The following is a 25,452-nucleotide window of genomic DNA, read 5'->3' as shown; positions in this document are numbered from 1 at the left end:
CCGGGTAATACGATTAATGAACGGGTTTAGACCATGTCTGACTGATGCTGCCGTAATCGGTAATAATGGAATACGCGACGGTAGAACCTCCGACGTTGCCAGGTAAAGCAAAATGCGTTTCAGTTTTCGGCACAGCCCAGGTGGCTTTTTTGACTTTCTGACCATTCAGGGTGACGGTCTGAAAATTCATATAGAAAGGTGTGGGATTATTCACCACTAAATCATTCCCTTCGCGATGCCATTCAAGTTTATCGGCCACATCTTCTGGTCTGCCTTTTACGGCTGACGGGCGATAGAGCAATTTAATGCGGGTATTAATGGCAATTTGCAGCGTATTTACCCCTTCGACATGCTTCGAGGACGGGATCGCTTTAATATTCAGCCAGTACAGAGATTCCCTGTCTTCCGGTAAATTTCCTCCCGTACGGACTACGCGCAGGACGTTATCCTCTTTCGCATCCAGTCGAAAAAGCGGCGGGGTGATCAGGAACGGGGCTTTGGCCTGGTTTTTACCGCCAGAATCGACCCAGGACTGCACCAGATAATCCGTGGTATCCGGGTTTGAAAGACCAAGAGAAGATTCCTTTTTATCTCCCTGATAGACCAGCCGGGTGCCATTAATCACGACCCCCGCCTGTGCCGAGGCTGCTACCAGTAAAAGAGTGCTCAGTAAATAACCGTGGCGCATAAAGATTTCTCAATAAAAAGATGAGATATTAATGCTCGCAAAAGCATTAATATCTCAGGATTGATAAGATCAGTTATAAATAACGGTGAAGGTTGATACAGAGTTAGCAGGGCCTGCGGTGACTGCCGCCTGGGTTTGAATATAACGCGCACCGAACTCCAGATCGTTAACCGCCGTGCCGGAGGCTAAAGGATATTGCTTCGAAGGGGTATACAGGCTGACAGGCTGCCCGGACGTGTCAACCAGCTGAATAGCCACACCGGTAGCCGCATCGGTATCGGGCGTTAACGCCAGCGCGGCATTATTATCCGCATCCGGGGTACCACCGAAGTTAATCGCTGCCGAGGTTACGGTTTCCGGACAATTGGTTAACTTAATATCAAACTTCGTTAATGTGCTGGTAGAGCCTGCGCCGGTAAATACCGTTTTAGATACTTTTCCCAACTGAACATCTAATGGATTACTTAATCCATTCACGACCTGGCAAGCAGAATCGATAATTTCTCCGGTGAAATTAATCTGCCCTTCACCGTTGGTTGCCGCAAATGCAGATGCAGAACATCCCACCGTTGCGGCGATAAACAACCCTAATGCAACCTTGTTCATAGTAAATCCCGATATGTTTCTGGCAAAAACGTTGCCTGGACGTTTTCACCGTTGACCTTTAATGACTTTTCGATGTTTATTTAATCAAAAAAAGGACAGAGACGAATCTTTTGTCCCAATCACAAATATTGCAAATAATGCTTGAGTTTATTTTTTTATCTGAAAACAGCAGGTTGATAATGATCACAAAACACTATCGGGTGCGTGTCCATCGGGCTATATTGTTAACAAGATGATGCTGTCAGGAGAAATGTCGTGGATTACCGCAAAATTATCAAAGAGGTAGGGCGTGGGAAAAACCATGCTCGCGATCTGGACCAGGAAACGGCCCGTGCGTTGTACACGCATATGCTGAATGGCGACGTGCCGGAGCTGGAAATGGGCGGCATTCTGATTGCGCTGCGCATCAAAGGGGAAGGTGAGGCGGAGATGCGGGGTTTTTATGAGGCCATGCAGTCGCAGACGATGCGTTTAACCCCGCCCGTCACGAAGCCGATGCCGATAGTGATCCCGACCTACAATGGCGCGCGTAAGCAGGCAAACCTCACGCCGCTGCTGGCTATTCTGTTGCAGAAACTCGGTTTCCCGGTGGTGGTGCATGGCGTGAGCGAAGATCCAACGCGCGTGCTGACAGAAACCATTCTGGAATTATTAGGCATCGAACCTACTCTCCATGCTGGCCAGGCGCAGGCCAAACTGGAGGGGAACCAGCCGGTCTATATTCCCGTGCGCGCGCTCTGCCCGCCGCTGGAAAAGCAGCTGGACATGCGATGGCGAATGGGAGTACGTAACAGCGCCCACACCCTGGCGAAGCTGGCGACGCCGTTTGCCGAAGACGCCGCGCTACGTCTTTCCAGCGTCTCCCATCCGGAGTACGTGACGCGGGTCGGACAATTTTTTGCCGAAATCGGCGGGCGGGCGCTGCTGATGCACGGGACGGAAGGGGAGGTTTATGCCAACCCGCAGCGTTGTCCACAGCTGATGCTGATTGAGCCTGCCGGGACGCGGGTCGTACTGGAACGTGGGGAAGAGAACTGCGATGTGATCTTGCCCGAGTCAAAAGATCCGCAGGTCACCGCGCACTGGATCGTACAGTGTCTGGCCGGAAAGGTGCCGGTTCCTCAGTCGATCAAGCTGCAAATGGCCTGCTGCCTGCTGGCGGCAGGGGAAGTGGCATCCGTGGAAGCCGGATTGCAGCGCGTTGCACAGTCGTTTTAAGCAAAAAAAAGCCCGTCCAGTGGCGGACGGGCAAACAAGGGTAACAACAACAGGGTCAATGAGGGTTGGAGCATCTCACCAGAGGGTATGGTGAGGGTGGAGCATAATTCGTTCGATTACTTGTAGATAACCGCAGTACCGCTCAGTTTGTTATTACCGTTAGTGGACGTGATGGTGTATCCACTTGCGCCGGCAGCGGCTGCTTTTTCCGCCAGTTTGGCTTCCAGACCGTCCAGCGTGGTCGCGCCTTCAGCACTCACCACCCCGATTTTGTTCAGATCCTGTGCCTGAGTAGAGGAGACTGGCTCTACGGCGAAAGCGCCGAAAGAGAGAGCGGACAGGGCAACAGCGGCAACAGCATATTTGATGGTTTTCATAGGTGAATTCTCGCAGGTTATTCTGTTAAAGGGACGATGTTCCGTCGATGTGATAAGTATCACGGTTTTTAGCGGAAGATAAAATCGAAGAGAATTGACGTGGTTGCTCAAAAAAATTGAATGACAAATAACTTATTGATTATTAATAAATTCAGAAGCGGAATTGACACTTCTTGTGGATGCGCTTTACAGAAGCCATCGGAAGGGCACGATTTGCTACGCGTATCGCTAAAAGTCGTGAGCGTAAAGTAAACGGCTGGCTCGGTTAACTTCGGTAAAGGAAAGTCAACGTAACTGGCTGTCTTTCGATCCTCTGCGATTATATCCTGAATGTGTCGCATTTTTCGAATCTTTCTCCTGCTGACAGGCAATACATAGCCGTACGCCAGGAATGGCTTTACGCCGTGCCTCAGGAATCGGATCTCCGCACTCTTCGCATTCCGTCAAACTTTCGCCGCGTGGAATTTCACCGCGAGCACGCGCGACCGCATCTTCAATAGTACTGTTGATCTGTTCGTTAACGGCGTCGTCATTCGCCCAGCCGGAAGCCATCATGTTCTCCTGATCTGTTTAAGCCATTCATCTTAATATGGGGTTAAAAAACGCACAGTCAAGGCGAAGGAAGGGAATGAGAACTGCATCTGCCTGGCAGATGCAGTGTGGGAAGGAATCGATTATTTATAGATGGTCGCGGTGCCGTACATATGGTTATCGCCACCGGCAGCGTTCACCACGAAGCCTTTAGCCCCTTCCTGACGCGCTTTTTCGGCCAGCTTGTCCTGAAGGTCATCAAGGTTGCTTGCCCGGCTGACAGAGACCGTCCCCGCCGCACGTAGCTGGCTGGTGTCGTTGCTGTCGGTCAGAGGTTGAACGGACCAGGCTGAGAACGATGCGCCTGCCAGCGCACCCGCAATAATAAAGGTCAGATATTTTTTCATAATCACATCCTCAGGGGAAACAACAGGTGATTCCTCTTAAGTTTAGAAGCCTGACGCGTGTGATTTAGCGCAAAAATTTGATGATGATCTGCTTATTTTTTGAACGATAAATTCTGACAATTTGTTGACAGATCATAGACATACAGGTCGATGATTTTTGTCGTTTTTTTGTGCGACTCAGACAGATATTTACCCCCGCGCCGTCACAGGGTATCTTACGCGGCTGTTTAAAGGAGAATGCCATGACTTCCCAAAAGCCGGGATTGCACCCGCGTAACCGCCACCGTAGCCGCTACGACATGAAAGCCCTGTGCCTGAGCTGCCCGGAATTGCAGGATTTTATTGTTCAGACACCAGCCGGTGAACCGTCGGTAAACTTTGCCGATCCGCTGGCGGTTAAGACGCTGAACAAAGCGCTGCTGGCCCATTTTTATGGCGTTACGCACTGGGACATCCCGGATGGCTTTCTCTGCCCACCGGTGCCAGGACGTGCGGATTACGTCCATCATCTTGCCGATCTGCTGGCGGATGACAATGGCGGCGTGGTGCCAAAACAGGCCACCGTGCTTGATATCGGTACGGGCGCGAACCTGATCTACCCCCTGATAGGCGCACATGAATATCAGTGGCGGTTTACCGGTAGCGAGATCGGTGCCGAGGCCTTCGCCAGCGCGCAGGCCATTATCAACGCTAACCCGGGGTTAAGCCGGGCCGTTCGTCTGCGTCGTCAGAAGGATGCCGCTGCTATTTTCAACGGCATTATTCATAAGAACGAACAATATGATGCCACCCTGTGCAACCCGCCATTCCACGACTCCGCCGCCTCTGCTCGTGCGGGAAGTGAACGCAAGCGGCGTAACCTGGGCCAGGCTGAAGATGGCGCGCTGAACTTTGGCGGCCAGCAGCAGGAGCTGTGGTGCGAGGGCGGGGAAGTGGCATTTATTCTGCGCATGATTGCCGAGAGTAAGGGCTTCGGTCGTCAGGTGAAATGGTTTACCACGCTGGTCTCCCGTGGCGATAACCTGCCGCCGCTTTACCGCGCGCTGACCGACGTCGGCGCGGTGAAAGTGGTTAAAAAAGAGATGGCGCAGGGCCAGAAGCAGAGCCGCTTTATTGCCTGGTCCTTTATGGACGATAACAAACGCCGCAAATAATCGTTTCTCTGGCCGGGTAAGGCGAAGCCGCCACCCGGCTCGTTTACAGCGTCGGCTCCTGCGGAGGGAGCGGCGAAGCGGGCGGCGACAATACCTGATACGTCTGCACCGGCGCTCTCACGTTCGCCAGATCGAAGTGTTTTTTCACCATGCTGTCGAGGGCGAAGCGCACCGTCCACTGCTTCAGCGGCTGGGTGGTGAACGACACGCGCAGGGTAAAGGCAGTGTTCGTCAGCCCGACGATGCCCGCGAACGATGGTTCACCAATCACCAGCCCGCGAATATCCTCCATCTCCATCAGTTCGTTCACCGCATCCCGCAGCGCCTGCTTCGCCTTATCTGCATCTTCGTGACGATCGACATCATAATTCGCCACCACCGAACCAATGCCGCGCACAAAGTTGGCAAAGGTGGTGATCGATGACCACGGAATAATGTGGTACGCGCCGGTATCCTGACGCACGCCGACGGAGCGAATGGACATCCTCTCGACCGTGCCGGTGAGCGGACCGATGGTCACCAGATCCCCGGTATTCATCCCGTTCTCAAACTGGATAAAAATGCCGGTGATAATATCCTTCACCAGCGTCTGAGAACCGAAGGAGATCGCCAGCCCCAGCGCACCGGCACCCGCCAGCAGCGGGGCGATATTCACGCCGATTTCCGACAGCACAATCATGATGGTGATGGTACTGATGATCACCGCCAGCGCGTTGCGGCACAGGGTTAGCAGCGTGCGGGCGCGGGCGCTCGGTAGCGGCCTGCCGTGGACATCCGACACCAGACGGTTTTCGATAAGGCTTGCCAGCAGCGTCCAGCCGACGGCGGAGAAAAACAGGATCAGCGCGATACGAATAAGAATATCAACGGTCTTTTCCCCCGCGCCGTTATGCAGCCAGTTCCAGAAATCAAACAGCCCCCACGCGTTCAGCAGCAGCATAATTGCCACGCAGACCGTCAGAATACGCGCCACCTTCAGGGATACGGTCATCCAGCCATTCACCCGCTTTTGCAGTTCCGGGTAGTTACGCTGAACCTGCGGCGACAGGGTGATCGTTTTCGACAGCCAGCGGGAAAGCAGGCCAGAGACAAAGGCCGCGATGCCGATAATCGCCAGGCTTTTGAACGTCGCCCCCATCATAAATTTCAGGCTATTGCCCGGGTCGAACAGGGAGAAGAAACAGAGCACAATAAAATAGGCGCTGGCCAGCCAGTGCCACACCAGCGCAAAGGCGCGAATAAAGAGGCTGAAAAAGGAGAGGGAGCGATCGGCCAGGTGCAGCAGGCTGTCGGTGATCGCTTTTTTATTGTGGAAGATGAGGTACAGCGCCCAGACGGTAATGCACAGCATGATCAGCACGTTCGCCAGCGCGCCGAACTGCACGTTAACCTGGTTGGAAATAATCGGCACGGCAACCAACAAGCCATAACCAATCAACCCGCTCAGCACGCTAAGCCGCACCGCCCAGTATTTGGCGCTCTGATCCGAAATGGCGAAGGGGCGAAGGTCCGGCACGCGCGGGCAGAAGATCAACCGCAGGAGGGCTTTAAAGAACTCAATCAGGGCAAACGCATTGAGGAACAGTCCCTGCTGAAACGCGATGGTTTTGTTTCCGGTATTAAGTCGGTCGGCCAGCAGCTGACCGACAAACAGCGTCAGGGCCAGCAGCAGTAAATCGATGACAAACGCCCCGGTAATCATTGCCGGAAGATGCAGCCAGCTGCTTTTATGCTGATTCTTTTTGCGTCCCCACTGGCCCATTTTCCGGTAAAGCGGCCAGACAGACAGGCGCAACAGCCAGTAAAAAATGAAGACGGCGCCAGCCAGAATAGCAAACTGGGTAGCGGCTGCGGAAAAGGTGTGAGGATTAAAAGGCTTATGTGAGGTGCCAACCAGGTTGCGATAGAGCTGGGCAAAACGCGACGACAGGGCTTCCCCGTAGCGGCGACTGATGTCGGTGACGTTTTCCAGCACCGTTTTTTCTTCTTCGGCTTCCGGCGGCGCAATAGCAGGAACCGGATCCTGAGGCGGCGTGGCGGCCACCTTCCTCAGCTGATCGATCAGCTCCTGCCGGGACGTGTCGTTCTCAAGCACGTCGGCAAGCGCGCCGTAAGCGGCTTTTTTCTTTTCAGCGTCTGGCTCTGGCGGCGCATTTTGCTGGGTGGCGGTGGCTCCGGTGGTGACGCCGGGAAGGGTTACAGCAAGTGATGGCGCGCTAAACAGGCTAAACAGTAGCAACAGGATCCACGGCACGGCGTCCTCCGACAAAAATATCGTGCAAAATGATAAGTATAGAGCGCGCGGAGCGGAGGGGAGTTTTTGGGAACAATCCGGCATAAAAAAGCCGGGCATGCCCGGCTCTGTGTGTGGTTATCAGGAGACGTGTTGCAGGAACTCCTGAAGGCGCTGGCTTGGTGGGTTCGCAATCAGCGTCTGCGGATTACCGTCTTCCGCGATGCGGCCCTTATCAATGAAGATCAGACGGGACGCCACTTTTTCGGCAAAGCCGATTTCGTGGGTAACGATGACCATCGTCATGCCTTCTTCCGCCAGATCCTGCATAACTTTCAGCACTTCGTGACGCAGCTCCGGGTCGAGTGCCGACGTTGGCTCATCGAACAGCATCATCTTTGGCTTCACCGCCAGCGCACGGGCAATGGCCACGCGCTGCTGCTGGCCGCCGGACAGCTCGGAAGGATAGTGGTGGGCACGCTCCGCCAGACCAACCTTCGCCAGCAGATCTTTTGCCAGCGCTTCCGCTGCCGCTTTGCTGGCCCCGCGCACGCGCAGAGGACCAAACATCACGTTTTCCAGCGCCGTGAGGTGCGGGAACAGGTAGAACTGCTGGAACACCATGCCCGCTTCCTGGCGGATCAGGCGCTCGTCCACTTTCGGATCGTTAACCTTCAGACCATCAACGATCAAATCGCCGCTGGTGATCTCCTCAAGCTTGTTAATGCAGCGCAGCAGGGTGGATTTTCCGGAACCCGACGGCCCGATGATCACCACCACTTCGCCCTGCCTGATGTTCAAATCGATATTGTGCAACACCTGGGTTGGGCCAAAGTGCTTGGAAACGTTTTTAAATTCAATCACAGGATTTTCATCCTTCTTTCAAGACGACGCAGAACAAAGCTCAGGACAAGCGTGATAATCAGGTAGACAACGGCGACCGCACTCCAGATTTCCAGGGCGCGGAAGTTACCCGCGATGATCTCCTGGCCCTGACGGGTCAGCTCGGCCACGCCGATAACAATAAACAGCGAGGTGTCTTTGATGCTGATGATCCACTGGTTACCCAGCGGCGGCAGCATGCGGCGCAGCGCCAGCGGCAGGATCACGTGACGGATGGTTTCGCGACGGGAAAGACCTAACGCCAGGCCAGCTTCACTGAACCCTTTATGAATCGACAGCACCGCACCGCGGGTAATTTCCGCAATGTAGGCGCCGGAGTTGATCATGATGGTGACAACGGCGGCGCTGAACGGGTCAATGCGCAGGTCGGTGAAGGCCATCGGCAGGGCGAAGTAGATGAACATGACCTGCACCACAATGGGTGTGCCGCGGATCACTTCGATGAAAACCAGTGCGATGTGATTTGCAATCCAGCCACCGTAGGTGCGGGCGAAACCGGCGACAAGACCGATAATCAACCCGCCAACCAGACCGAGGACCGAAATCCACAGGGTCATTTTAGCGCCTTCAAGCAAGAGTGGAATGGCAGGCCAGATGGCGCTCCAGTCAAACTGCATGATGTATTCCTGTATACCGTGGTGAAAAACGAAAAACGTAGGCCCGGTAAGCGTAAGCGCCACCGGGCGTTACAAACCTGAAGTCAGGTGAAATTATTTAGGCTCGGTACCGAACCATTTTTTGTAGATTTCGTTATAGGTGCCGTTCTCTTTCAGGGTTTTCAGCGCGCCGTTAACTTTGTTACGCAGGTCGTCGCTGCCTTTCGGGAATGCAATACCGTACTGCTGAGCTTCCAGAGAATCACCTACCGCTTTGAACTTGCCGTTACCGGCAGTTTTGATGAAGTAAAGGATGTTAGGCGTATCGTGCAGCACCGCATCCGCGCGGTTGGTGCCCAGTTCCATGTAAGCGTTGTCGATGTTCGGGAACTGACGCAGGTCTTTGGTTTTGATGTTGGCTTTCGCGTAATCAACTGAGCCAGTGCCGCTCTTCACGGCGACCACTTTACCGTCGAGATCTTTCACGCTTTTCACATCGTTGTTATCCGCTTTCACCATCACCAGCAGGCCGCTTTTGTAGTAGCCGTCAGAGAAATCGATGGCCTTTTTACGCTCTTCGGTAATGGTGATGCCTGCCAGCGCCAGGTCAACGTTTTTGGTTTGCAGTGCCGGGATAATGCCGCTGAAGTCCATTGGCTTCAGGGTGTAATCCAGTTTGAGTTCTTTTGCGACAGCGGCCCACAGATCCACGTCAAAACCAACGTATTTATCACCCTGTTTAAATTCAAACGGTACGAACGCCGTGTCCGTCGCCACAACCAGTTTGTCGGCAGCCTGCGAGGACACCGCAAACGCCAGGGTAAGTGCAGCCAGTGAAACTTTTAATACAGACTTCATAGCATTTCCTTTTATATCCACGGGGCGATCCCCTGCGAGAACCTCAGGCACAATGAAAAAATCGTGCCAATTTTACAAGCTGTTGTTTTGCAAAGGGGATGATGTCACGCATTGCACGAAAAGCGTGGCAATTCTGCCAGGTTGCACCAGAATGGAGCACCGTTTTGGTGCGCTTCGTTAAGGTCTTCTGACAGGGGGATATTTAGCGCAGAATCTGACGAAAAAACAATCTTCCGTTAACGGTTGTGTGAGGTGATTATTACATTTTATTCACTTTTGCGGTCGTTGCGGGCAAAAGTGCGCACCATAAATGTGCAAAACCCCCGCCAGGGGCGAGGGTTATTCGGAAAATCCGCAGGGATTATTCGATGTTGGACTCGATGAACCACAGGAACTGATCCAGGTCGCGTGATGCGGCAGTGAAGATATCAGCAGTATCTTCATCTTTGGCTTCGCCAATCGCTTTACGAACATCGTTCGCCACAATCGCGTAGCGGTCCGCCAGCTCTTTCAGGTGATCCTGAACGGTATGGATATCCAGCGGATAGCTTTTCAATGGCGTTTTGCTGTTGATCACCTGTGTGGTACCCAGTGCCACGCCACCCAGCTGTACGGCACGTTCGGCCATGGTATCCAGGTGAGTCACCAGTGCTGTGCGGAAGCCATCCAGCATTTCATGAACGGCAATAAAGTTTGCACCGCGCATATTCCAGTGAGCCTGTTTGGTGATCAGCGAAAGATCGATGAACTGGACCACCTGGCGATTCAGCAGCTCAATGGTCGCTTTTTTATCGCTATCCGATACATCGTTACGGGTATAAAGCAGATTAGACGCTTTCGTTTTCACCAGTTTAGCGGTACTCATAATCTCATATCCTCTTGATGTTTGTGTCCCAGGTAATTACGGGACTAAGTATAGCACCGGATTTTTTCTCTGCGGTTTGGCTCTGCCTATTGGTTTAATAGTGAAAGGAAGGTTGTATTATCAACTGATTGAAAAATAAGTGGTTTATTAAAGTTGATACAGATCAATCTTAATTCATTCTTCGGGAAGCCGGGCAGGTGAAATATTTTGGCAATACAAGACAGTTTGTAAGAAATTATTTGAAGTACTGACGAGGCGTATATTCTGCATGGCGGGTTAGCCATGCAGAATTTAAGGCTTAGTTGAGATCGATTTTTTGCACTTTAGGTTCCGGGCGCATGGTCAGGGTGGAGCCCATTGACGCCGCGATAATGGAACAGAGCGCCAGCGTTTGTACCAGGGTCAGGGTTTCACCGAGGAAAATCATTCCTGAGATGGCGGCCAGCGCGGGCTCCATGCTCATGAGCGTACCAAAAATGCGTGTGGGCAGGCGCGTCAGGGCGATCATCTCCAGAGAGTAGGGCAGGGCCGTAGAGAGAATGGCAACCGCCAGACCAACCGGCAGGATTGACCACTGCCATATTGAGTCTGTCGCTTGTGCCATTCCGATTGGGACAAAGATTACGGCGGCAATTAGTGAGCCTAAAGCGACCGTCGCGGGGCCGTGCTCTTCGCCCGCACGCTGGCCAGTGAGAATATACACCGCCCAGCACGCCCCCGCGCCCAGCGCCAGAGCTGCCCCTGTCAGATCGATTTGTGAAACGCTTTGCCCGAGCGGCAGCAGGAACCATAGCCCCAGCACGGCCAGTATGACCCAGATAAAATCTACCGGACGACGAGAAGAGAAGAGGGCAACCGCCAGCGGGCCGGTAAATTCAAGCGCGACCGCGATCCCCAGCGGGATAGTCTGAATAGAGAGATAGAACATGTAGTTCATCCCTCCCAGTGCCAGCCCATAAAAAAGCAGTGGCAGTCGCTGCTCCTTTTTAAACCGTAGCCGCCAGGGTTTAAAGATAACCACGAGGATCAGGGTGCCTAATGCGATACGCAGCGCCGTGACGCCGGGCGCACCAACCAGCGGAAACAGCGATTTTGCCAGCGACGCGCCGCTTTGTATGGACATCATCGCGATAAGTATGACTGCCACCGGCATCCAGACCGACGATTTACGGGGTAAACCTGGCATCCTTTCTCCTGTCAATTTATGTCAAATGAGGTAAAAGTCGCAGTGTAATGGAAATATGCTGCAACGGTTGAGCTACTGTTGAAAAAAATCCAGGGAAAATCCGTAAAATGAGAAAACGTTGATGATTTTATCGCCTGAAAGATTAGGAATAATCTGGATGAACTAAATGGCGATGACGCGCACTATTAGCATTTACAGGTGAAAATCTGGAGTTATTTGAACGAGATAGCTGGTGCTGGAAATGTTCTGTTACAGGAAAGGTCGCATTAGACATCGTGAATGACAAAGAGTTTCACAGAATTTTTTGATATATTTAAAACTTACGGACTTACTTGAAGCACATTTGAGGTGGTTATGAAAAAAATTGCATGTCTTTCAGCACTGGCAGCTGTTCTGGCTGTTTCCGCAGGTACCGCTGTAGCGGCAACTTCTACTGTAACCGGTGGTTACGCTCAGAGCGATATGCAGGGCGTGATGAACAAAACCAACGGTTTCAACCTGAAGTACCGTTACGAGCAAGACAACAACCCGCTGGGTGTGATCGGTTCTTTCACTTACACCGAGAAAGATCGTACTGAAAATGGCTCTTACAATAAAGGTCAGTACTACGGCATCACCGCGGGTCCTGCTTACCGCCTGAATGACTGGGCAAGCATCTACGGTGTTGTAGGTGTTGGCTACGGTAAATTCCAGCAGACCGAAAACCAGGGTCTGAACCGTACTGCAAGCAACAGCGACTATGGTTTCTCCTATGGCGCAGGTATGCAGTTCAACCCAATCGAAAACGTTGCTCTGGACTTCTCCTATGAGCAGAGCCGTATCCGCAACGTTGACGTTGGCACCTGGATCGCGGGCGTAGGTTACCGCTTCTAATCACTTCGGTGAGCCAGTAAAAAATCCGCCCTTTGAGGCGGATTTTTTTGTTTGTACCCTCTCCCCGTGGGAGAGGGCCAGGGTGAGGGCATTAGCCCGCACGAAACGGCAGAAATTACTTACTCTTAATATCGAAAATATCCGTCCCAAGATGGTTATAGTCGACTTTCTGTAACTTAAAGTTGGTAATGTAGACTGGTGGGCCCTTCTTCCCGGAGATAAACGGGTAATCATTTTTTATCTCTTTTGCCTTAATCCCCGTCCATTGTGAGAAGAATTTCAGGAAATCGTTCGCGGAACGGCGCGCTTTTATAATGCGATGCGTTTTGTCATCACTCGACAGCACCATAAACGGTACCTGGAAGTTCTGCTGGAACTTGTCATCGTGGGCTAGATACTGCACCTCTTTACCGCGCTCCTTAAACGCCAGGCCGTGGTCAGAGAAATAGACCATCGAGAAGCTGTCGCCGCTGTTGCGCAGCTGCCCGTACAGCTTGCTGAGCAGATCGTCGGTTTGCGTCATGGTGTAGAGGTAGCAGGACGTCTCTTTGGATTGCACAAACTCCGCATATTTTCCCCCGGTACGATCGCATGCCTGCGGGTGTGACCCCATCAGGTGCAGGACAATCAGCTGCGGCTGGGTGCGCTGGGTGGCAAAGACCTGCGCCGTCATTTTTAGCAACGCTTCATCTTTTGTGTTTTTATCGGCTTCGAAATCACCGCTTTTCAGGAACTGTACCTCGTCGGCACGCTTCGCGATGCTGGCGATGGCGGTATCATATTCGCCGATCTGTCCCTGGTTAGAGAACCACCATGTCTGAAAACCTGCCCGGTTGGCCAGGGTGACAAAATTATCCTGAAACTGCGGTTTTCCATCCACCACGCGGTTGAGCGTCAGACCGAGTGATTTCTGCGTTGAGCCGCTGGCCGCCACGTAGTCGGTAAACAGCGTACCGTTAACGGCGCTGGCAAACGGCGTGTTATCCCAGTGACCGCCAAACGCGCCGAGCGCATCGCGACGCGCGCTTTCTCCGATCACCACCACGTAGGTGTGATACTTCGGTTTCACCGCCAGCACGTTCCAGGTAGCTTTCATGGTGGAAAGCTCGGCCATACGTGCCTGCTCGTCGAGCACTTCCTCGTTATTCACCACCACGTCTTTGACGAAGCGAAACACCGGATACCCGGTATCTTTAAGCTTAAACACGCCGCCCCAGGCCAGATTTTGTACCGGCGCAACAAAAAACGTCACCACGCTAAAGGCCAGACACAGGCTTTCAATTTTACCCCATGCCTTTTTCCCGACGGGCTTACGGCGAACCGCAATCACGCCGAGGGCAAAAATGAAAAGGCCAACCACGTAGTTGTACCACGGAAAGATCGTCAGGATCTCTGTGGACTCTTCCATATTGGTGGAGTGGAGCGCCAGCAGGGTATTAAAGTTTGGCGCGCCATAGGCCTGGCCAAACGGGAAATAGGCGGCAGCAACCAGAGAACAGATCCCGATAAGCACCTTCTGCATGCGCGGTGCGCTTCGCCAGAGAAGGTGAAGAATACAGGTGAACCCGACGGCATAAAGCAGGCTAAAGGGGTAGCCAAGAGCAAAGTTAATCAACAGCGATTGCAAAAAATAGAATCCCGTCCACGGGCTTAAGCCCCGGCTGCGGGTAACAAGTGTATCAATCAGGGTTACGTTCATAGATCACTATCACGAAAACGCCATGTGCTCACCCTGGCGTCAAGGGTCAAAGCCTGCCGGACAGTGCGTGGAAAGGGAATGAGAGGTCCGCTTCAGCGAGCCGCAAATTGTGCAGGGCTGCAAGAAGATAGTGCGAGCGTGAATTAAGGTCAACAGTTGCTAAACAGATGTTTTGCGAAGGGGGCTGCAAATACGCAAAAATAATCGGGAACAGGCCAGCTTACAGCGAAAGTGTGACAGGAAAATGAAGCGGCGTACCGCGACGCCGCTTAGTGGGAAGAGTTGTCGTCCTGCTGGGGTTTGGCGTTAAACATATCGCACAGCATGTTCAACAGCATCAGGCGCACTTTAAAAGGAGAGTGGGTAAACACGTTCATACACCTCTTGAATTCATTCATAAGACCTCCTGATTCATGATCCCTTCGATCCGTGAAGGGTGACTGCATTACATACAGATATAGCACAGGCTATATTGTATAGCTATGGCTAATTCGTTAATTTTTTGTGCTTGTAGAGCTATGGTTTACAATGTGCGCTCCGTTACAGGGCGCTGGAAGCGTCAACCCCATTGAGGAAGCACAATGAACCGTCGCGCAGGTAAGCCAACAACAAAAAAAACGACGCAACTGGTGAACGTTGAAGAGCATGTGGAAGGCTTCCGCCAGGTGCGCGAGGCGCATCGCCGGGAGCTGATTGATGATTATGTCGAACTGATCTCTGATCTGATTCGTGAGGTTGGAGAAGCGCGCCAGGTGGATATGGCCGCACGCCTTGGGGTGTCGCAGCCAACCGTTGCCAAAATGTTAAAACGTCTGGCGTCGGTCGGGCTGATCGAGATGATCCCCTGGCGCGGGGTGTTTCTCACCGCTGAAGGCGAAAAACTGGCGCAGGAGAGCCGCGAGCGCCATCAGATCGTCGAGAATTTTTTACTGGTACTGGGCGTCAGCCCGGAAATCGCCCGTCGGGATGCCGAAGGTATGGAACACCACGTTAGCGAAGAGACGCTGGTGAAGTTCCGCGAATTTACGCTCAAATACGGTCCCTCCGCTGAATGAACATCCCCGGCTTGCAGGCCCTGAAACGCGATCGCTTTTTCCATCTTTTACTTATCACTGGCGTTGGGCTCAGCGTCTTTGTGCCCTTCACGCCGCACACCTGGCCGGCGGCCATAGACTGGCGCACCATAATTACCCTGAGCGGTTTGATGATGCTCACCAAAGGCGTGGAGCTGAGCGGCTATTTTGACGTGCTGGGGCGCAAAATGGTGCGCCGCTTCGCCACCGAGCGCAAGCTGGCCCTGTTCATGGTCTTTTCGGCGGCGCTGCTGTCGACGTTTCTCACTAATGACGTGGCGTTGTTTATCGTGGTGCCGCTTACGCTCACGCTGCGTAAACTGTGCGAAATACCGGTTACCCGTCTGATTATCTTTGAAGCGCTGGCCGTCAATGCGGGCTCGCTGCTTACGCCGATCGGTAACCCGCAGAACATTCTGCTGTGGGGACGCTCCGGTCTGTCGTTTACCGCATTTACCGGGCAGATGGCGCCGCTGGCGCTGGCGATCGTGGCGACGCTGCTGGCGGTGGGCTGGTTTGCTTTCCCGAATAAAACGTTGCAGTACCACAGCGGCACCACCGGCCCCCAGTGGCAGCCGCGTCTCGTCTGGAGCTGCCTGGGGCTGTATATCGTTTTTCTTATCGCGCTGGAGTTAAACCAGGCGCTGGCTGGCGCGCTGCTGGTGGCGTGTGGCTTCCTGTTCCTCGCCCGGCGGGTGCTGGTGAGCGTTGACTGGACGCTGCTGCTGGTGTTTATGGCGATGTTTATTGACGTCCATCTGCTGATCCAGCTCCCGGTATTGCAGAACGTTCTCCATAGCGTTGGCGGTCTGTCGCAGCCGGGATTATGGCTGACGGCGATTGGTCTCTCGCAGGTGATAAGTAACGTGCCGTCCACCATTTTACTGCTTAACTATGTTCCCCCTACGGTACTGCTGGCGTGGGCGGTCAACGTCGGCGGCTTTGGGCTGCTGCCCGGCTCGCTGGCTAACCTCATCGCCCTGCGGATGGCCAACGATCGCCGCATCTGGTGGCGCTTCCATGTATGGTCAATCCCGATGCTGCTCTGGTCAGCGGCGGTCGGTTTCGGACTATTCCTTCTCATATAGTGCGCAATTTGTCAGTTTTTCCTGGCAAATGTATAGCAACGTCCTAGCTTTAGTGAACGGCATAGTGTGATGCCGCTCACTGACAGGACCGTTGCTGAACTATGGCAGAAGATCAAAACCCACCTGCTGACGAGCAGGATCAAAACAATAACGAGCGCAAGCGCCCGGGCAAAAAACCGTTAATTATCCTTGGCATCGTGGTCATCGTGATGGTGATCGTGGCGCTGGTCTGGTGGTTTTTAACCCGTAACGAAGAGACCACCGACGACGCCTTCACCGACGGCGACGTTGTAACCATTGCCCCAAAAACGGCAGGCTACGTCACCGAACTTCGCGTGCGGGATAACCAGCGCGTGAAGAAAGGGGATGTGCTGGTGGTGATCGATCCGCGTGATACCACCGCCCAGCGCGATCAGGCCCAGGCCCAGCTTGGGCTGGCGGTTGCGCAGCTGCATCAGGCGCAGGCGCAGCTGGCGCTCTCGAAAGTGCAATATCCCGCCCAGCGCGATGAAGCCAAAGCCCAGGTACTGAAAGCCCAGGCGGATATGGCCAACGCGCAGGCGGAGTACCGCCGTCAGCGCGGCGTTGACCCGCGTGCGACCACGCAACAAAGTATCGATGCCGCGAACGCTCAGCTGCGCAGTGCCCAGGCTGGCCTTGCCAGCGCGCAGGCGCAGCTGGAAGTGGCGGAGCAGGTACAGCTGCAAATTCGCCAGCAGGAGACCAACGTCGAAGCGCGCGAACGCCAGGTCGATCAGGCCAGAGCGCAGCTGGAAACCGCCAACCTGAATCTCTCTTATACCGAAGTCCGCGCCCCGTTCGACGGTTTTGTCACCAAACGCAACGTCCAGCCCGGTACGCTGGTGCAGGCAGGTACGGCGCTGTTCTCGCTGGTTTCCCCGAACGTGTGGGTGGTGGCGAACTTCAAGGAGTCGCAGCTTGAGCGCATGAAGCCGGGCGACAAAGTGACCGTGTCCGTCGATGCCTGGCCGGATATGGAGCTGGAAGGCCATATCGACAGCATCCAGCAGGGCAGCGGCTCGCGCTTCTCCGCCTTCCCGTCGGAAAACGCCACCGGTAACTTTGTGAAGATCGTTCAGCGCGTGCCGGTGAAAATCGTCATTGATAAAGGGCTGGATCCGAACAAGCCGCTGCCGCTGGGGCTGTCGGTTGAACCGAAGGTCACCGTGGAATGACGGATCACAGCCACGATAACTGGAAGCCCGCCAGTAACCCGTGGGCGGTGGCGATTGTGGTCACCCTGGCGGTGTTTATGGAAATTCTGGACACCACCATCGTCAACGTGGCGCTGCCCCACGTCGCGGGGTCGCTCTCGGCCAGCTATGACGAATCCACCTGGGTGCTCACCAGCTACCTGGTGGCGAACGGCATCGTGCTGCCGATTTCGGCCTTTCTCAGCCGCCTGTTTGGCCGCAAACAGTTCTTCCTGATCTGCATTGTGATGTTCACCATCTGCTCGTTCCTGTGCGGTATCGCCACCGAGCTATGGCAAATCATCCTGTTCCGCGTGATGCAGGGCTTCTTTGGCGGCGGGTTGCAGCCCACCCAGCAGTCGGTGCTACTCGACTACTTTAAGCCGGAGGACAGGGGCAAAGCCTTTGGCCTTTCATCCATTGCCATTATCGTCGCGCCGGTACTCGGCCCCACGCTGGGGGGCTGGATCACCGATAACTACTCCTGGCGCTGGGTGTTCTTTATCAATATCCCGGTAGGGATTGTGACGGTGCTGGCCATCTATCAGCTGCTGGAAGATCCGCCGTGGGAGAAAAAGTCGGAAGAGAAGCTCACCGTCGACTGGACGGGGATCGGCCTGATCGCCCTCGGTCTTGGCTGTTTGCAGGTGATGCTCGACCGGGGCGAAGATGATGACTGGTTTTATTCGAACTTTATCCGCACCTTCGCAGTACTGACGCTGGTCGGTATTATCGGCGCGATCTACTGGCTGATGTATGCCAGAAAGCCGGTGGTGGATCTGCACTGTATGAAGGACCGCAACTTTGCGATCTCCAGCCTGCTGATGGCGGGGATGGCGATGATCCTGTACGGCAGTTCGGTGGTTATTCCGCAACTGGCGCAGCAGGATTTGGGCTATACCGCCACCTGGTCCGGGCTGGTGCTCTCGCCCGGCGCGGTACTGATTGTGCTGACCATCCCGCTGGTGCTGAAGCTGATGCCGGTGGTGCAGACGCGCTGGATCATCGCCTTCGGCTTTACCTGCCTGGCGGTGTCGTTCTTCTGGTCCCGCACGCTGACGCCGGATATCGATTTCGAAACGCTGGTGCTGTTCCGCAGCGCTCAGTCGATTGGACTGGGGTTCCTGTTTGTGCCCCTCACCACCATTGCTTTTATCTCGATCCCGAGGCGGCTTAACGCCGACGCGGCGGCGCTGTTTACCATGTTCCGCAACGTGGCCGGCTCGATTGGGATTTCGCTCTCGACGGCGGCGATCACCGAGCGCTCGCAGGCGCACAGCGCGCATCTGGCTTACCACGCTTCGCCGTTTAACGAGCAATTCCAGCTGGCGATTCGCGAAAGCGCCCAGGCGATCCAGAACTTCACCACTCAGGTGGGCGATCCGACCGGCATTGCCACCGGACGGATGTACCAGACGATGATCGAGCAGTCGCGCTTTCTGGCCTACATTGACGTCTTCACCATTCTGAGCGCGGTGGCCTTATTACTGATTCCGTTTTGTTTATTGCTCTCGCCGGTTAAGAGCGAGGGGAGTGCAGGAGCACACTGATGATACACAGACGTTTACACCCCCTGATTATAATGATGCTGCTGGTGGGTTGCGCCGTCGGGCCGGACTACCAACAGCCTGCACCGCTCGCCACCACGCACTGGAACGATAAGGGCGACAGCGCGGTGAAATCGCAAACTTCCTCCGCCGCCACTAACCCGCGCTGGTGGAAAACCTTCGGCTCGCCGCAGCTCGACAGCCTGATTGAACGCGCCATCGCCGGAAATCTGACGCTACAGCAAACCGTATTACGCATTGCCGGGGCGCGCGAACAGATTAACCAGGCCGGCGGGGCGTTTTTCCCGTCGGTGAATGGCAATGTGCAGGCGACGCGCCAGCAGCTTGGGCTGGAAGGGGAGCTAAAATCCCACGGTGTGTACGACCAGTTGAATAATGTCGATCCTGAACTGCGGGGCGCGTTAGGCCCGCTGACGCAGCCGATTAACCTCTATCAGGGCAGCTTCGACGCCCAGTGGGAAATCGACCTGTGGGGCAAGGCGCGCCGTCAGGTAGAAGCGGCCGAGGCGCAGCAGCGGGCAGCGATCGAGCAGCGTAACGATGCGCTGGTCTCGCTGGAAGCCGAAGTGGCGCGGGCGTGGCTACAGCTGCGTGGGGCGCAGAGCATCATTGCCACGCTTAATACGCAAATTGAAAGCGCACAGCAGACGCTGGATCTGACCGAAAGCCGCCAGCGGGGCGGGCTGTCGCCGCAGATGGACGTGGAGAACGCCCGGGCGCAGCTGGGCAATCTTGAAGCGCAGCTGCCGCAGTATCAGGCGCAGGAACGCCAGGCGATGAACGGGCTGGCGATCCTCCTTGGTAAGCCGCCGGGCGCGCTGGATGCCGAACTGCAATCCGTACAGCCGATGCCTGCCCTGCCGGATATTGTGCAGACCGGTATTCCGTCCACCCTCGCACGCCGTCGCCCGGACGTGCGCGAAGCGGAGGCGAATCTCCATGCCGCCACGGCGCAGATTGGCGTCTCGGTGGCAGAGCTGTTCCCGAGCTTTACCCTCTCCGGGCAGTTTGGCTTGCGCAACAGCGAATCCAATTGGCTAACCGACTGGAGCAGCCACTTCTACAGCTTTGGCCCGCAGGTTTCCATACCGATTTTCCAGGGCGGTCGGCTGGTCTCCAGCGTTAAGGTGGCGCGCGCGCAGCAGGGGGCGGCGGTGCTGGACTATCGTCAGACGGTGCTGACGGCGCTCGGCGACGTTGAAAACGCGCTGGTGAGCTATCGCACCGACCAGCAGCGTGAAGCGGGCCTGGCGAAAACCATCGACGCGCTGCAAAACGCCTTTGATCTCGCCAGCGACAGCTACCGGCAGGGGATCGCCAGCTTTATTGATGTGCTGGACGCCCAGCGTCAGCTCGCTCAGGCCGAACAGCAGCGGGTGCAGGCGCAGGTGCAGAGCGCGCTTGACCTGGTGGCGCTCTACAAAGCCCTCGGCGGCGGTTGGGAGCCGTATCAGCAGGTGCGGCTGCCAGACTACAGCGTCTTTGGCGACGCCCCGCGCGGATAGATTCAGAGGATTGGGCAAGATACGGACAGGAACGCCACATTCGCGATGGCTGGGGGGCGGGTATAACTAACAGACACCCAATCGACATGCGAGGAAAGCGTTATGCGTTATCAAAAACTGGGCAATACCGGACTGTTTGTTTCTGAACTCTGCCTCGGCACCATGACCTTCGGCGGTGAAGGCGGCATGTGGGGCAAAATTGGTCAGCTTCAGCAAAACGAGGCCGAGCAGCTGGTGGGCCGCGCGCTGGATGCCGGGATCAACTTTATCGACACCGCCGACGTTTACTCGGAAGGGCGTTCGGAGGAGATCACCGGGCAGGCGCTGAAGAACCTGAAAATTCCGCGCGAGAACGTGGTCGTTGCCACCAAGGTGTTTGGTGAAACCGGCACTGCGGGGGTGAACTCGCGCGGTAGCTCGCGCTATCACATCATCAGCGGCGTGAAGGAGAGCCTGCGTCGCTTGCAGCTGGATCATATCGATCTCTATCAGCTACACGGTTTCGACCCCGCTACCCCCATCGAGGAGACGCTTTACGCGCTGGATAATCTTGTGCAGCACGGTCACGTGCGCTATATCGGCGTCTCGAACTGGGCGGCATGGCAGATTGCCAAAGCGCTCGGCATCTCTGAGCGTCTGGGGCTGGCGCGTTTTGCCTCATTGCAGGCGTACTACACCATCGCCGGGCGCGATCTTGAGCGCGAACTGGTGCCGATGATGCAGAGCGAAGGCGTTGGATTGATGGTATGGAGCCCGCTGGCGGGTGGTCTGCTGAGCGGAAAATACGATCGCGACGGGCAGAGCGCGGCTGGTAGTCGTCGCCTGGCGTTCGACTTCCCGCCGGTGAATAAGGATCGCGCCTTCGACTGCGTGGACGTGATGCGTATCATCGCCGAAAGTAAAGGCGTTTCCGTGGCGCAAATCGCGCTGGCGTGGCTGCTGCACCAGAAAGCGGTGACCAGTGTCATTATTGGTGCGAAACGCGTCGATCAGCTGGACGATAATATTGCCGCCACCGGGATCCGCTTAAGCGAAGACGAGCTTAAACAGCTGGATACCGTCAGCGCGCTGCCGCGTGAATATCCGGGCTGGATGCTTGAGCGGCAGGGAGAATACCGTCGTAGCCAGCTCGCGCAGCAGTAACCTTCCTTTTCCCCGGTGGCGCTTCGCTTACCGGGGCTACTAACTCTGGTCTTTATTTCAACCCACCTCACAAAAAACGATCCACGCCTTTGATCGAAATTTCATCTTCGCCTATATGACTAGTCATGAAATTTAAATGACTAGTCATATAGGGAGCGACCATGAACAAATCACTGCCAGCCAACTTTTTATGGGGCAACTCGGTATCCAGCATGCAGACGGAAGGGGCATGGAATGAGGGCGGGAAGGGGATGTCGGTGTACGACATTCGGGAAGCCGGGGAGAACATCTCTGACTGGAAAGTGGCGACCGACTCCTACCACCGCTACCGGGAAGATTTCGATCTGATGCAGGATCTGGGCATGGACTGCTACCGCTTCCAGATCTCCTGGAGCCGCGTCTGCCCGCAGGGTGACGGCGAGTTCAACGACGAAGGTATCGCGTTTTACGACCGCTTTATTGACGATTTGCTCGCCCGCGGTATCGAGCCGATGGTCTGTCTCTACCACTTCGATATGCCGCTGGCGCTGGCGCAGGAGTACAACGGCTTCAACGATCGCCGCGTGGTGGACGCCTTTATCCGCTACGGCAAAAAGATGATCGACTGCTTCGGTGACCGGGTGAAGTACTGGCTGACCTTCAACGAGCAGAACATTTTCCATATGCCGGAAGCTTTTCGCATTTCCGGTTACATGAAAGGTGAGCAAACCCTGCGCGAGCTGTATGAGCTTCAGCACCATGCGATGGTGGCGCACATGACTCTGACCGAATACCTGCACCAGACTAAGCCGGGCAAGCTGATGGGCGGCATGCTGGCGCACCAGCTGATTTATCCGGCCACCTGCAAACCGCGCGATATCTTCTGCGCCCAGCAGTACGACGAATTCCTCAACCAGAACCTGCTGCGCGTCTTCGCGGGCCAGGGCTACAGCCCGGCGGTAATGGCGGTGGTGGAGCAGGAGGGCTTCGGCGATATCTACCGCGCAGACGATCTCGCGCTGTTTGCGCGCACGAAGAACGACTTTATGGCCTTCAGCTACTACGCCAGCAAAACGCTGGACAGCGATGCCATCCCGGAAGGCACGCCGGTTAACTATTACCTGCTGCACGGCGAGAAAAACAATCCGTACCTGAAGGCCACCGAGTGGAACTGGCAGATCGATCCGCTGGGCTTTCGCACCATCATCACCCGCTACGCCAACGACTGGCGGATGCCGGTATTCCCGATTGAGAACGGTATTGGGGTGATTGAGTCCTGGGATGGCGTGAATCCGATTGAGGACACCTACCGCATCGACTACCACCGGGCGCACATCGAGGCGATGAAAGCGGCAATATTCGAGGATGGGGCAGAGGTGATGGGCTATCTCGGCTGGGGGTTGATTGACATTCTCAGCTCGCAGGGTGACATGCGCAAGCGCTACGGCGTGGTCTACGTCAACCGTGAAAATCACGACCTGAAAGACCTGAAGCGCGTGCCGAAGAAGAGCTACGCGTGGTTAAAACAGGTTATCCATACCAACGGACGCGAGATGTAAGCCGTACGCTGCCGGGCCGTTTTTGTGACTGATTAATGGGAACACTCCGCTATGTCTGAAACAAAAATAACACCGCACATGCAGTCTTTTGTCGATAAATTTGTAGAGTTCTCGGCGCGCCTGGCAAACCAGGTGCATCTTCGCTCCCTTCGCGATGCCTTCGCCACGGTAATGCCGATTTTCATCCTTGCCGGTCTGGCGGTGCTGGTGAATAACGTGGTGTTCCCGTGGATTTTTGCGGGCGACACGCTTACGCAGTTTAAGGTGTGGGGCGAGGCGATTATCAACGGCACGCTGAACATCGCCGCGCTGCTGCTGGCCCCGATGATCGCCTGGTCGCTGGCGCGCAACAAAGATTTCGACAATCCGGTCTCGGCAGTGGTTATCGCCGTCAGCAGTTTCATTATCATGATGCCGATGCGCTTACAGATTACCCCCGTCGGCAGCGACGCCACGGTGAACGTCACCCAGGTTCTGACGTTCGCCAATATTGGCTCCACCGGGATTTTCGCCGGGGTGCTGATTGGGCTGCTCTCAACCGAGCTGTTTATCGCCATTTCACGGCTGAAGGCGCTGCACATTTCGCTCGGGGAGAACGTACCGCCAGCGGTGAGTAAATCCTTTACCGCGCTGATCCCGACGATCCTCACGCTCTCCCTGTTTGCGGTGCTGGCGGCCATACTGGCAAACGTTCTGCACACGGACCTGATCCATCTCATTACGACCTTTATCCAGCAGCCGCTGCGGCTGATCAACACCAGCCTGCCGGGGACGATTTTCATCTACAGCTTCGGTAACTTCCTGTTCACGCTCGGTATTCATCAGTCGGTGGTCAACAGCGTGGTGCTGGAGCCGTTCCTGCTGATCAATACCAATGAAAATATGCTGGCCTTCGCCAACGGCCAGCCGATCCCGCACATCATCAACAACATCTTTGTGCCGACCTTTGGCATGGTGGGCGGGACGGGCAGCACAATCTCATTGCTGATCGCTATCTTCATCTTCTCAAGACAGAAATCAGCGAAGCAGGTGGCGCGTCTGTCGCTGGCGCCGGGTCTGTTTAACATCAACGAGCCGGTGATTTTCGGCCTGCCGATAGTCTTTAACCTGCCGCTTATGATCCCGTTTGTGCTGCTGCCTGCTATCGGGATTTACTTTGCGTGGCTCTGTACCACGCTGGGGTTCATGTCGCGCTGCGTGGTGATGATCCCGTGGACCACGCCGCCAATTCTCAGCGCCTGGCTGGCGACGGCGGGGGACTGGCGCGCGGTAGTGGTGCAGTTGGCAATCATCGTATTTGGTGTATTCTTCTACCTGCCTTTCCTCAAAGTTGCCGAGCGAGTGGCTTTAAAAAACAGCGGGACAGAACACTAATTTAAGGAAGGACGATGGCGGCGAAGTACATCACCATAGCGCGGGAAATTAAAAAACGCATCATCAGCCAGCAGTACGCCGCCAATGAACCGCTGCCGGACCAGTTCGCGCTGGCGGCGGAGTTCAGCACCAGCCGGATGACCATTCAGCAGGCGATGCGTCAGCTGATTGTCGAAGGGCTGGTCTATACCCGACAGGGGCAGGGCACGTTCATCCGCAAAAATTTCCTCCAGCTTTCCCAGTGGGCTCTCTCCGGCAGCGACTACTTCGGGGCGACCAAAACCTGGGAACATTTAGGCACGGTGAGCAGTCAGGTTGTGCACTTCGAACTGCGTTTCCCGAACGAGAAAGAGCAGGCATCGCTGATGATAAATCCGGATACGCCGATCTATGACTTTATCCGTCTGCGTTTACTGAACGGTGAGCCGATGTCTCTGGACGCCACGGTAATGCCGCTCAATCTGGTCCCCGGTCTGAACAAAACCCATCTTGAAAGTTCGGTATTCCGGTATGTGCAGGAGACGCTGGGGCTGAAGATCATGGGATCGTATCGTGTGGTGCGGGCGCTGAAGCCCAGTGCGCTGGATATGCAGCACCTTGTCTGCGAGCCAACCGACCCGGTGCTGGAGGTAGAGCAGGTGATCTATCTGGAAGATGGTACGCCGCTGGAGTACGCCCATTGTCACTATCGCTATGACCATGGCGGCATCGTTATCGTGAATAACGGATAAAAAAAAGCGGACTTCAAGGTCCGC

Annotated in this window: 25 protein-coding genes; 12 read left to right on the top strand and 13 right to left on the bottom strand. The window is 55.2% G+C overall.

Annotated elements, in window-relative coordinates; genetic code table 11:
• Window positions 1–13 precede the first annotated feature (13 nt).
• Both AM329_RS10055 and AM329_RS10050 read right to left on the bottom strand, forming a co-directional pair.
• Window positions 14–688: a molecular chaperone gene (locus AM329_RS10055; RefSeq protein WP_032608900.1), complete on the bottom strand. Its 675-nt coding sequence runs from the start codon at window positions 686–688 to the stop codon at window positions 14–16.
• A 69-nt stretch (window positions 689–757) separates the two neighbouring features.
• Window positions 758–1,294, bottom strand: coding sequence for a fimbrial protein (locus AM329_RS10050; RefSeq protein ID WP_003858476.1), 537 nt, complete (start codon window positions 1,292–1,294; stop codon window positions 758–760).
• Window positions 1,295–1,549: 255 nt separating this feature from the next.
• On the opposite strand from AM329_RS10050, the gene ybiB reads away from it, so the two are divergent.
• A complete protein-coding gene (gene ybiB, locus AM329_RS10045) occupies window positions 1,550–2,512 on the top strand; it encodes a DNA-binding protein YbiB (RefSeq protein ID WP_023315678.1) in 963 nt (320 codons plus the stop codon).
• Window positions 2,513–2,628: 116 nt separating this feature from the next.
• On the opposite strand, the gene ybiJ is transcribed toward ybiB, so the two are convergent.
• The 3 genes from ybiJ to mcbA form a co-directional block, all read right to left on the bottom strand.
• Window positions 2,629–2,889, bottom strand: coding sequence for a DUF1471 family protein YbiJ (gene ybiJ, locus AM329_RS10040; RefSeq protein WP_003858474.1), 261 nt, complete (start codon window positions 2,887–2,889; stop codon window positions 2,629–2,631).
• Window positions 2,890–3,174: 285 nt separating this feature from the next.
• Window positions 3,175–3,441, bottom strand: coding sequence for a DksA/TraR family C4-type zinc finger protein (locus tag AM329_RS10035; protein WP_003858472.1), 267 nt, complete (start codon window positions 3,439–3,441; stop codon window positions 3,175–3,177).
• A gap of 122 nt (window positions 3,442–3,563) precedes the next feature.
• Window positions 3,564–3,827 (bottom strand): DUF1471 family periplasmic protein McbA, encoded by a 264-nt coding sequence (gene mcbA / locus AM329_RS10030; protein WP_003858470.1) that lies wholly within the window; start codon window positions 3,825–3,827, stop codon window positions 3,564–3,566.
• 242 nt (window positions 3,828–4,069) lie between these two features.
• On the opposite strand from mcbA, the gene rlmF reads away from it, so the two are divergent.
• Window positions 4,070–4,981 carry a 23S rRNA (adenine(1618)-N(6))-methyltransferase RlmF gene (rlmF, locus tag AM329_RS10020; RefSeq protein ID WP_023315680.1) on the top strand — a complete coding sequence of 304 codons (912 nt, stop codon included), beginning with the start codon at window positions 4,070–4,072 and terminating at the stop codon, window positions 4,979–4,981.
• A gap of 43 nt (window positions 4,982–5,024) precedes the next feature.
• Here rlmF and ybiO read toward each other — a convergent pair whose 3' ends face one another.
• The 6 genes from ybiO to rhtA all read right to left on the bottom strand — a co-directional run bounded on the left by ybiO (window position 5,025) and on the right by rhtA (window position 11,622).
• Window positions 5,025–7,235 (bottom strand): mechanosensitive channel protein, encoded by a 2,211-nt coding sequence (gene ybiO / locus AM329_RS10015; RefSeq protein ID WP_032608902.1) that lies wholly within the window; start codon window positions 7,233–7,235, stop codon window positions 5,025–5,027.
• Between the two features lie 120 nt (window positions 7,236–7,355).
• On the bottom strand, window positions 7,356–8,078 hold the full coding sequence (glnQ, locus tag AM329_RS10010) for a glutamine ABC transporter ATP-binding protein GlnQ (protein WP_003858465.1): 723 nt from the start codon (window positions 8,076–8,078) through the stop codon (window positions 7,356–7,358).
• Window positions 8,075–8,734, bottom strand: coding sequence for a glutamine ABC transporter permease GlnP (glnP, locus tag AM329_RS10005; RefSeq protein WP_003858462.1), 660 nt, complete (start codon window positions 8,732–8,734; stop codon window positions 8,075–8,077). Before glnP ends, glnQ begins: the two co-directional genes overlap by 4 nt.
• Before the next feature lie 93 nt (window positions 8,735–8,827).
• Window positions 8,828–9,571 carry a glutamine ABC transporter substrate-binding protein GlnH gene (glnH, locus tag AM329_RS10000; RefSeq protein ID WP_003858455.1) on the bottom strand — a complete coding sequence of 248 codons (744 nt, stop codon included), beginning with the start codon at window positions 9,569–9,571 and terminating at the stop codon, window positions 8,828–8,830.
• A 361-nt stretch (window positions 9,572–9,932) separates the two neighbouring features.
• Window positions 9,933–10,436, bottom strand: coding sequence for a DNA starvation/stationary phase protection protein Dps (gene dps / locus AM329_RS09990; RefSeq protein ID WP_000100801.1), 504 nt, complete (start codon window positions 10,434–10,436; stop codon window positions 9,933–9,935).
• Window positions 10,437–10,734: 298 nt separating this feature from the next.
• Complete coding sequence (gene rhtA, locus AM329_RS09985; RefSeq protein ID WP_022650655.1) at window positions 10,735–11,622, bottom strand: threonine/homoserine exporter RhtA; 888 nt, start codon at window positions 11,620–11,622, stop codon at window positions 10,735–10,737.
• A 354-nt stretch (window positions 11,623–11,976) separates the two neighbouring features.
• Between rhtA and ompX the strand changes: the two genes are divergently transcribed.
• Window positions 11,977–12,495 (top strand): outer membrane protein OmpX, encoded by a 519-nt coding sequence (gene ompX, locus AM329_RS09980; protein WP_003858450.1) that lies wholly within the window; start codon window positions 11,977–11,979, stop codon window positions 12,493–12,495.
• A 115-nt stretch (window positions 12,496–12,610) separates the two neighbouring features.
• Here the strand turns inward: ompX and AM329_RS09975 are convergent, their stop codons facing one another.
• Window positions 12,611–14,194 (bottom strand): phosphoethanolamine transferase, encoded by a 1,584-nt coding sequence (locus AM329_RS09975; RefSeq protein WP_075155261.1) that lies wholly within the window; start codon window positions 14,192–14,194, stop codon window positions 12,611–12,613.
• Between the two features lie 269 nt (window positions 14,195–14,463).
• The gene (mntS, locus tag AM329_RS09970; RefSeq protein ID WP_017384915.1) at window positions 14,464–14,592 is read right to left on the bottom strand and encodes a manganase accumulation protein MntS; all 129 of its coding nucleotides are present in this window, start codon (window positions 14,590–14,592) and stop codon (window positions 14,464–14,466) included.
• A gap of 183 nt (window positions 14,593–14,775) precedes the next feature.
• Here mntS and mntR point away from each other — a divergent pair, with 183 nt between their 5' ends.
• The 9 genes from mntR (at window position 14,776) to AM329_RS09925 (ending at window position 25,428) form a co-directional block, all read left to right on the top strand.
• The gene (mntR, locus tag AM329_RS09965) at window positions 14,776–15,249 is read left to right on the top strand and encodes a manganese-binding transcriptional regulator MntR (RefSeq protein ID WP_022650657.1); all 474 of its coding nucleotides are present in this window, start codon (window positions 14,776–14,778) and stop codon (window positions 15,247–15,249) included.
• The gene (locus AM329_RS09960) at window positions 15,246–16,355 is read left to right on the top strand and encodes an anion transporter (RefSeq protein WP_032608904.1); all 1,110 of its coding nucleotides are present in this window, start codon (window positions 15,246–15,248) and stop codon (window positions 16,353–16,355) included. The genes mntR and AM329_RS09960 overlap by 4 nt, the downstream gene beginning before the upstream one ends.
• 101 nt (window positions 16,356–16,456) lie before the next feature.
• Window positions 16,457–17,551, top strand: coding sequence for an HlyD family secretion protein (locus AM329_RS09955; protein WP_015571057.1), 1,095 nt, complete (start codon window positions 16,457–16,459; stop codon window positions 17,549–17,551).
• Entirely contained in the window at window positions 17,548–19,119 is a 1,572-nt protein-coding gene (locus AM329_RS09950) for a DHA2 family efflux MFS transporter permease subunit (RefSeq protein WP_015571056.1), read from the top strand. Before AM329_RS09955 ends, AM329_RS09950 begins: the two co-directional genes overlap by 4 nt.
• Window positions 19,119–20,642 (top strand): efflux transporter outer membrane subunit, encoded by a 1,524-nt coding sequence (locus tag AM329_RS09945; RefSeq protein WP_032608905.1) that lies wholly within the window; start codon window positions 19,119–19,121, stop codon window positions 20,640–20,642. Before AM329_RS09950 ends, AM329_RS09945 begins: the two co-directional genes overlap by 1 nt.
• 102 nt (window positions 20,643–20,744) lie before the next feature.
• Window positions 20,745–21,785, top strand: coding sequence for an aldo/keto reductase (locus AM329_RS09940; protein ID WP_032608906.1), 1,041 nt, complete (start codon window positions 20,745–20,747; stop codon window positions 21,783–21,785).
• Between the two features lie 161 nt (window positions 21,786–21,946).
• Complete coding sequence (locus tag AM329_RS09935; RefSeq protein WP_032608907.1) at window positions 21,947–23,323, top strand: glycoside hydrolase family 1 protein; 1,377 nt, start codon at window positions 21,947–21,949, stop codon at window positions 23,321–23,323.
• Between the two features lie 51 nt (window positions 23,324–23,374).
• Window positions 23,375–24,697, top strand: a complete 1,323-nt coding sequence (locus AM329_RS09930) for a PTS sugar transporter subunit IIC (protein ID WP_032608908.1) — start codon at window positions 23,375–23,377, stop codon at window positions 24,695–24,697.
• A 14-nt stretch (window positions 24,698–24,711) separates the two neighbouring features.
• Window positions 24,712–25,428 (top strand): GntR family transcriptional regulator, encoded by a 717-nt coding sequence (locus tag AM329_RS09925; RefSeq protein WP_032608909.1) that lies wholly within the window; start codon window positions 24,712–24,714, stop codon window positions 25,426–25,428.
• Window positions 25,429–25,452 lie beyond the last annotated feature (24 nt).

Source organism: Enterobacter cloacae complex sp. AR_0002, assembly GCF_001922365.1.
GTDB lineage: Bacteria > Pseudomonadota > Gammaproteobacteria > Enterobacterales > Enterobacteriaceae > Enterobacter > Enterobacter hormaechei_C.
Note: the sequence above shows the minus strand (reverse complement) of the source record. Positions and strands in the feature narration are given on the sequence as shown.

Bases quoted from the DNA above. Each gene is read 5' to 3' on its own strand.
- ompX (WP_003858450.1), top strand. From the start codon at position 11,977: ATGAAAAAAATTGCATGTCTTTCAGCACTGGCAGCTGTTCTGGCTGTT.
- glnP (WP_003858462.1), bottom strand. From the start codon at position 8,734: ATGCAGTTTGACTGGAGCGCCATCTGGCCTGCCATTCCACTCTTGCTT.
- glnH (WP_003858455.1), bottom strand. From the start codon at position 9,571: ATGAAGTCTGTATTAAAAGTTTCACTGGCTGCACTTACCCTGGCGTTT.
- AM329_RS10055 (WP_032608900.1), bottom strand. From the start codon at position 688: ATGCGCCACGGTTATTTACTGAGCACTCTTTTACTGGTAGCAGCCTCG.
- ybiJ (WP_003858474.1), bottom strand. From the start codon at position 2,889: ATGAAAACCATCAAATATGCTGTTGCCGCTGTTGCCCTGTCCGCTCTC.
- rlmF (WP_023315680.1), top strand. From the start codon at position 4,070: ATGACTTCCCAAAAGCCGGGATTGCACCCGCGTAACCGCCACCGTAGC.
- AM329_RS10050 (WP_003858476.1), bottom strand. From the start codon at position 1,294: ATGAACAAGGTTGCATTAGGGTTGTTTATCGCCGCAACGGTGGGATGT.
- mntR (WP_022650657.1), top strand. From the start codon at position 14,776: ATGAACCGTCGCGCAGGTAAGCCAACAACAAAAAAAACGACGCAACTG.
- AM329_RS09925 (WP_032608909.1), top strand. From the start codon at position 24,712: ATGGCGGCGAAGTACATCACCATAGCGCGGGAAATTAAAAAACGCATC.
- mntS (WP_017384915.1), bottom strand. From the start codon at position 14,592: ATGAATGAATTCAAGAGGTGTATGAACGTGTTTACCCACTCTCCTTTT.
- AM329_RS09945 (WP_032608905.1), top strand. From the start codon at position 19,119: ATGATACACAGACGTTTACACCCCCTGATTATAATGATGCTGCTGGTG.
- AM329_RS09940 (WP_032608906.1), top strand. From the start codon at position 20,745: ATGCGTTATCAAAAACTGGGCAATACCGGACTGTTTGTTTCTGAACTC.
- AM329_RS09960 (WP_032608904.1), top strand. From the start codon at position 15,246: ATGAACATCCCCGGCTTGCAGGCCCTGAAACGCGATCGCTTTTTCCAT.
- AM329_RS09955 (WP_015571057.1), top strand. From the start codon at position 16,457: ATGGCAGAAGATCAAAACCCACCTGCTGACGAGCAGGATCAAAACAAT.
- AM329_RS09950 (WP_015571056.1), top strand. From the start codon at position 17,548: ATGACGGATCACAGCCACGATAACTGGAAGCCCGCCAGTAACCCGTGG.
- AM329_RS09975 (WP_075155261.1), bottom strand. From the start codon at position 14,194: ATGAACGTAACCCTGATTGATACACTTGTTACCCGCAGCCGGGGCTTA.
- mcbA (WP_003858470.1), bottom strand. From the start codon at position 3,827: ATGAAAAAATATCTGACCTTTATTATTGCGGGTGCGCTGGCAGGCGCA.
- rhtA (WP_022650655.1), bottom strand. From the start codon at position 11,622: ATGCCAGGTTTACCCCGTAAATCGTCGGTCTGGATGCCGGTGGCAGTC.
- AM329_RS09935 (WP_032608907.1), top strand. From the start codon at position 21,947: ATGAACAAATCACTGCCAGCCAACTTTTTATGGGGCAACTCGGTATCC.
- dps (WP_000100801.1), bottom strand. From the start codon at position 10,436: ATGAGTACCGCTAAACTGGTGAAAACGAAAGCGTCTAATCTGCTTTAT.
- AM329_RS09930 (WP_032608908.1), top strand. From the start codon at position 23,375: ATGTCTGAAACAAAAATAACACCGCACATGCAGTCTTTTGTCGATAAA.
- AM329_RS10035 (WP_003858472.1), bottom strand. From the start codon at position 3,441: ATGGCTTCCGGCTGGGCGAATGACGACGCCGTTAACGAACAGATCAAC.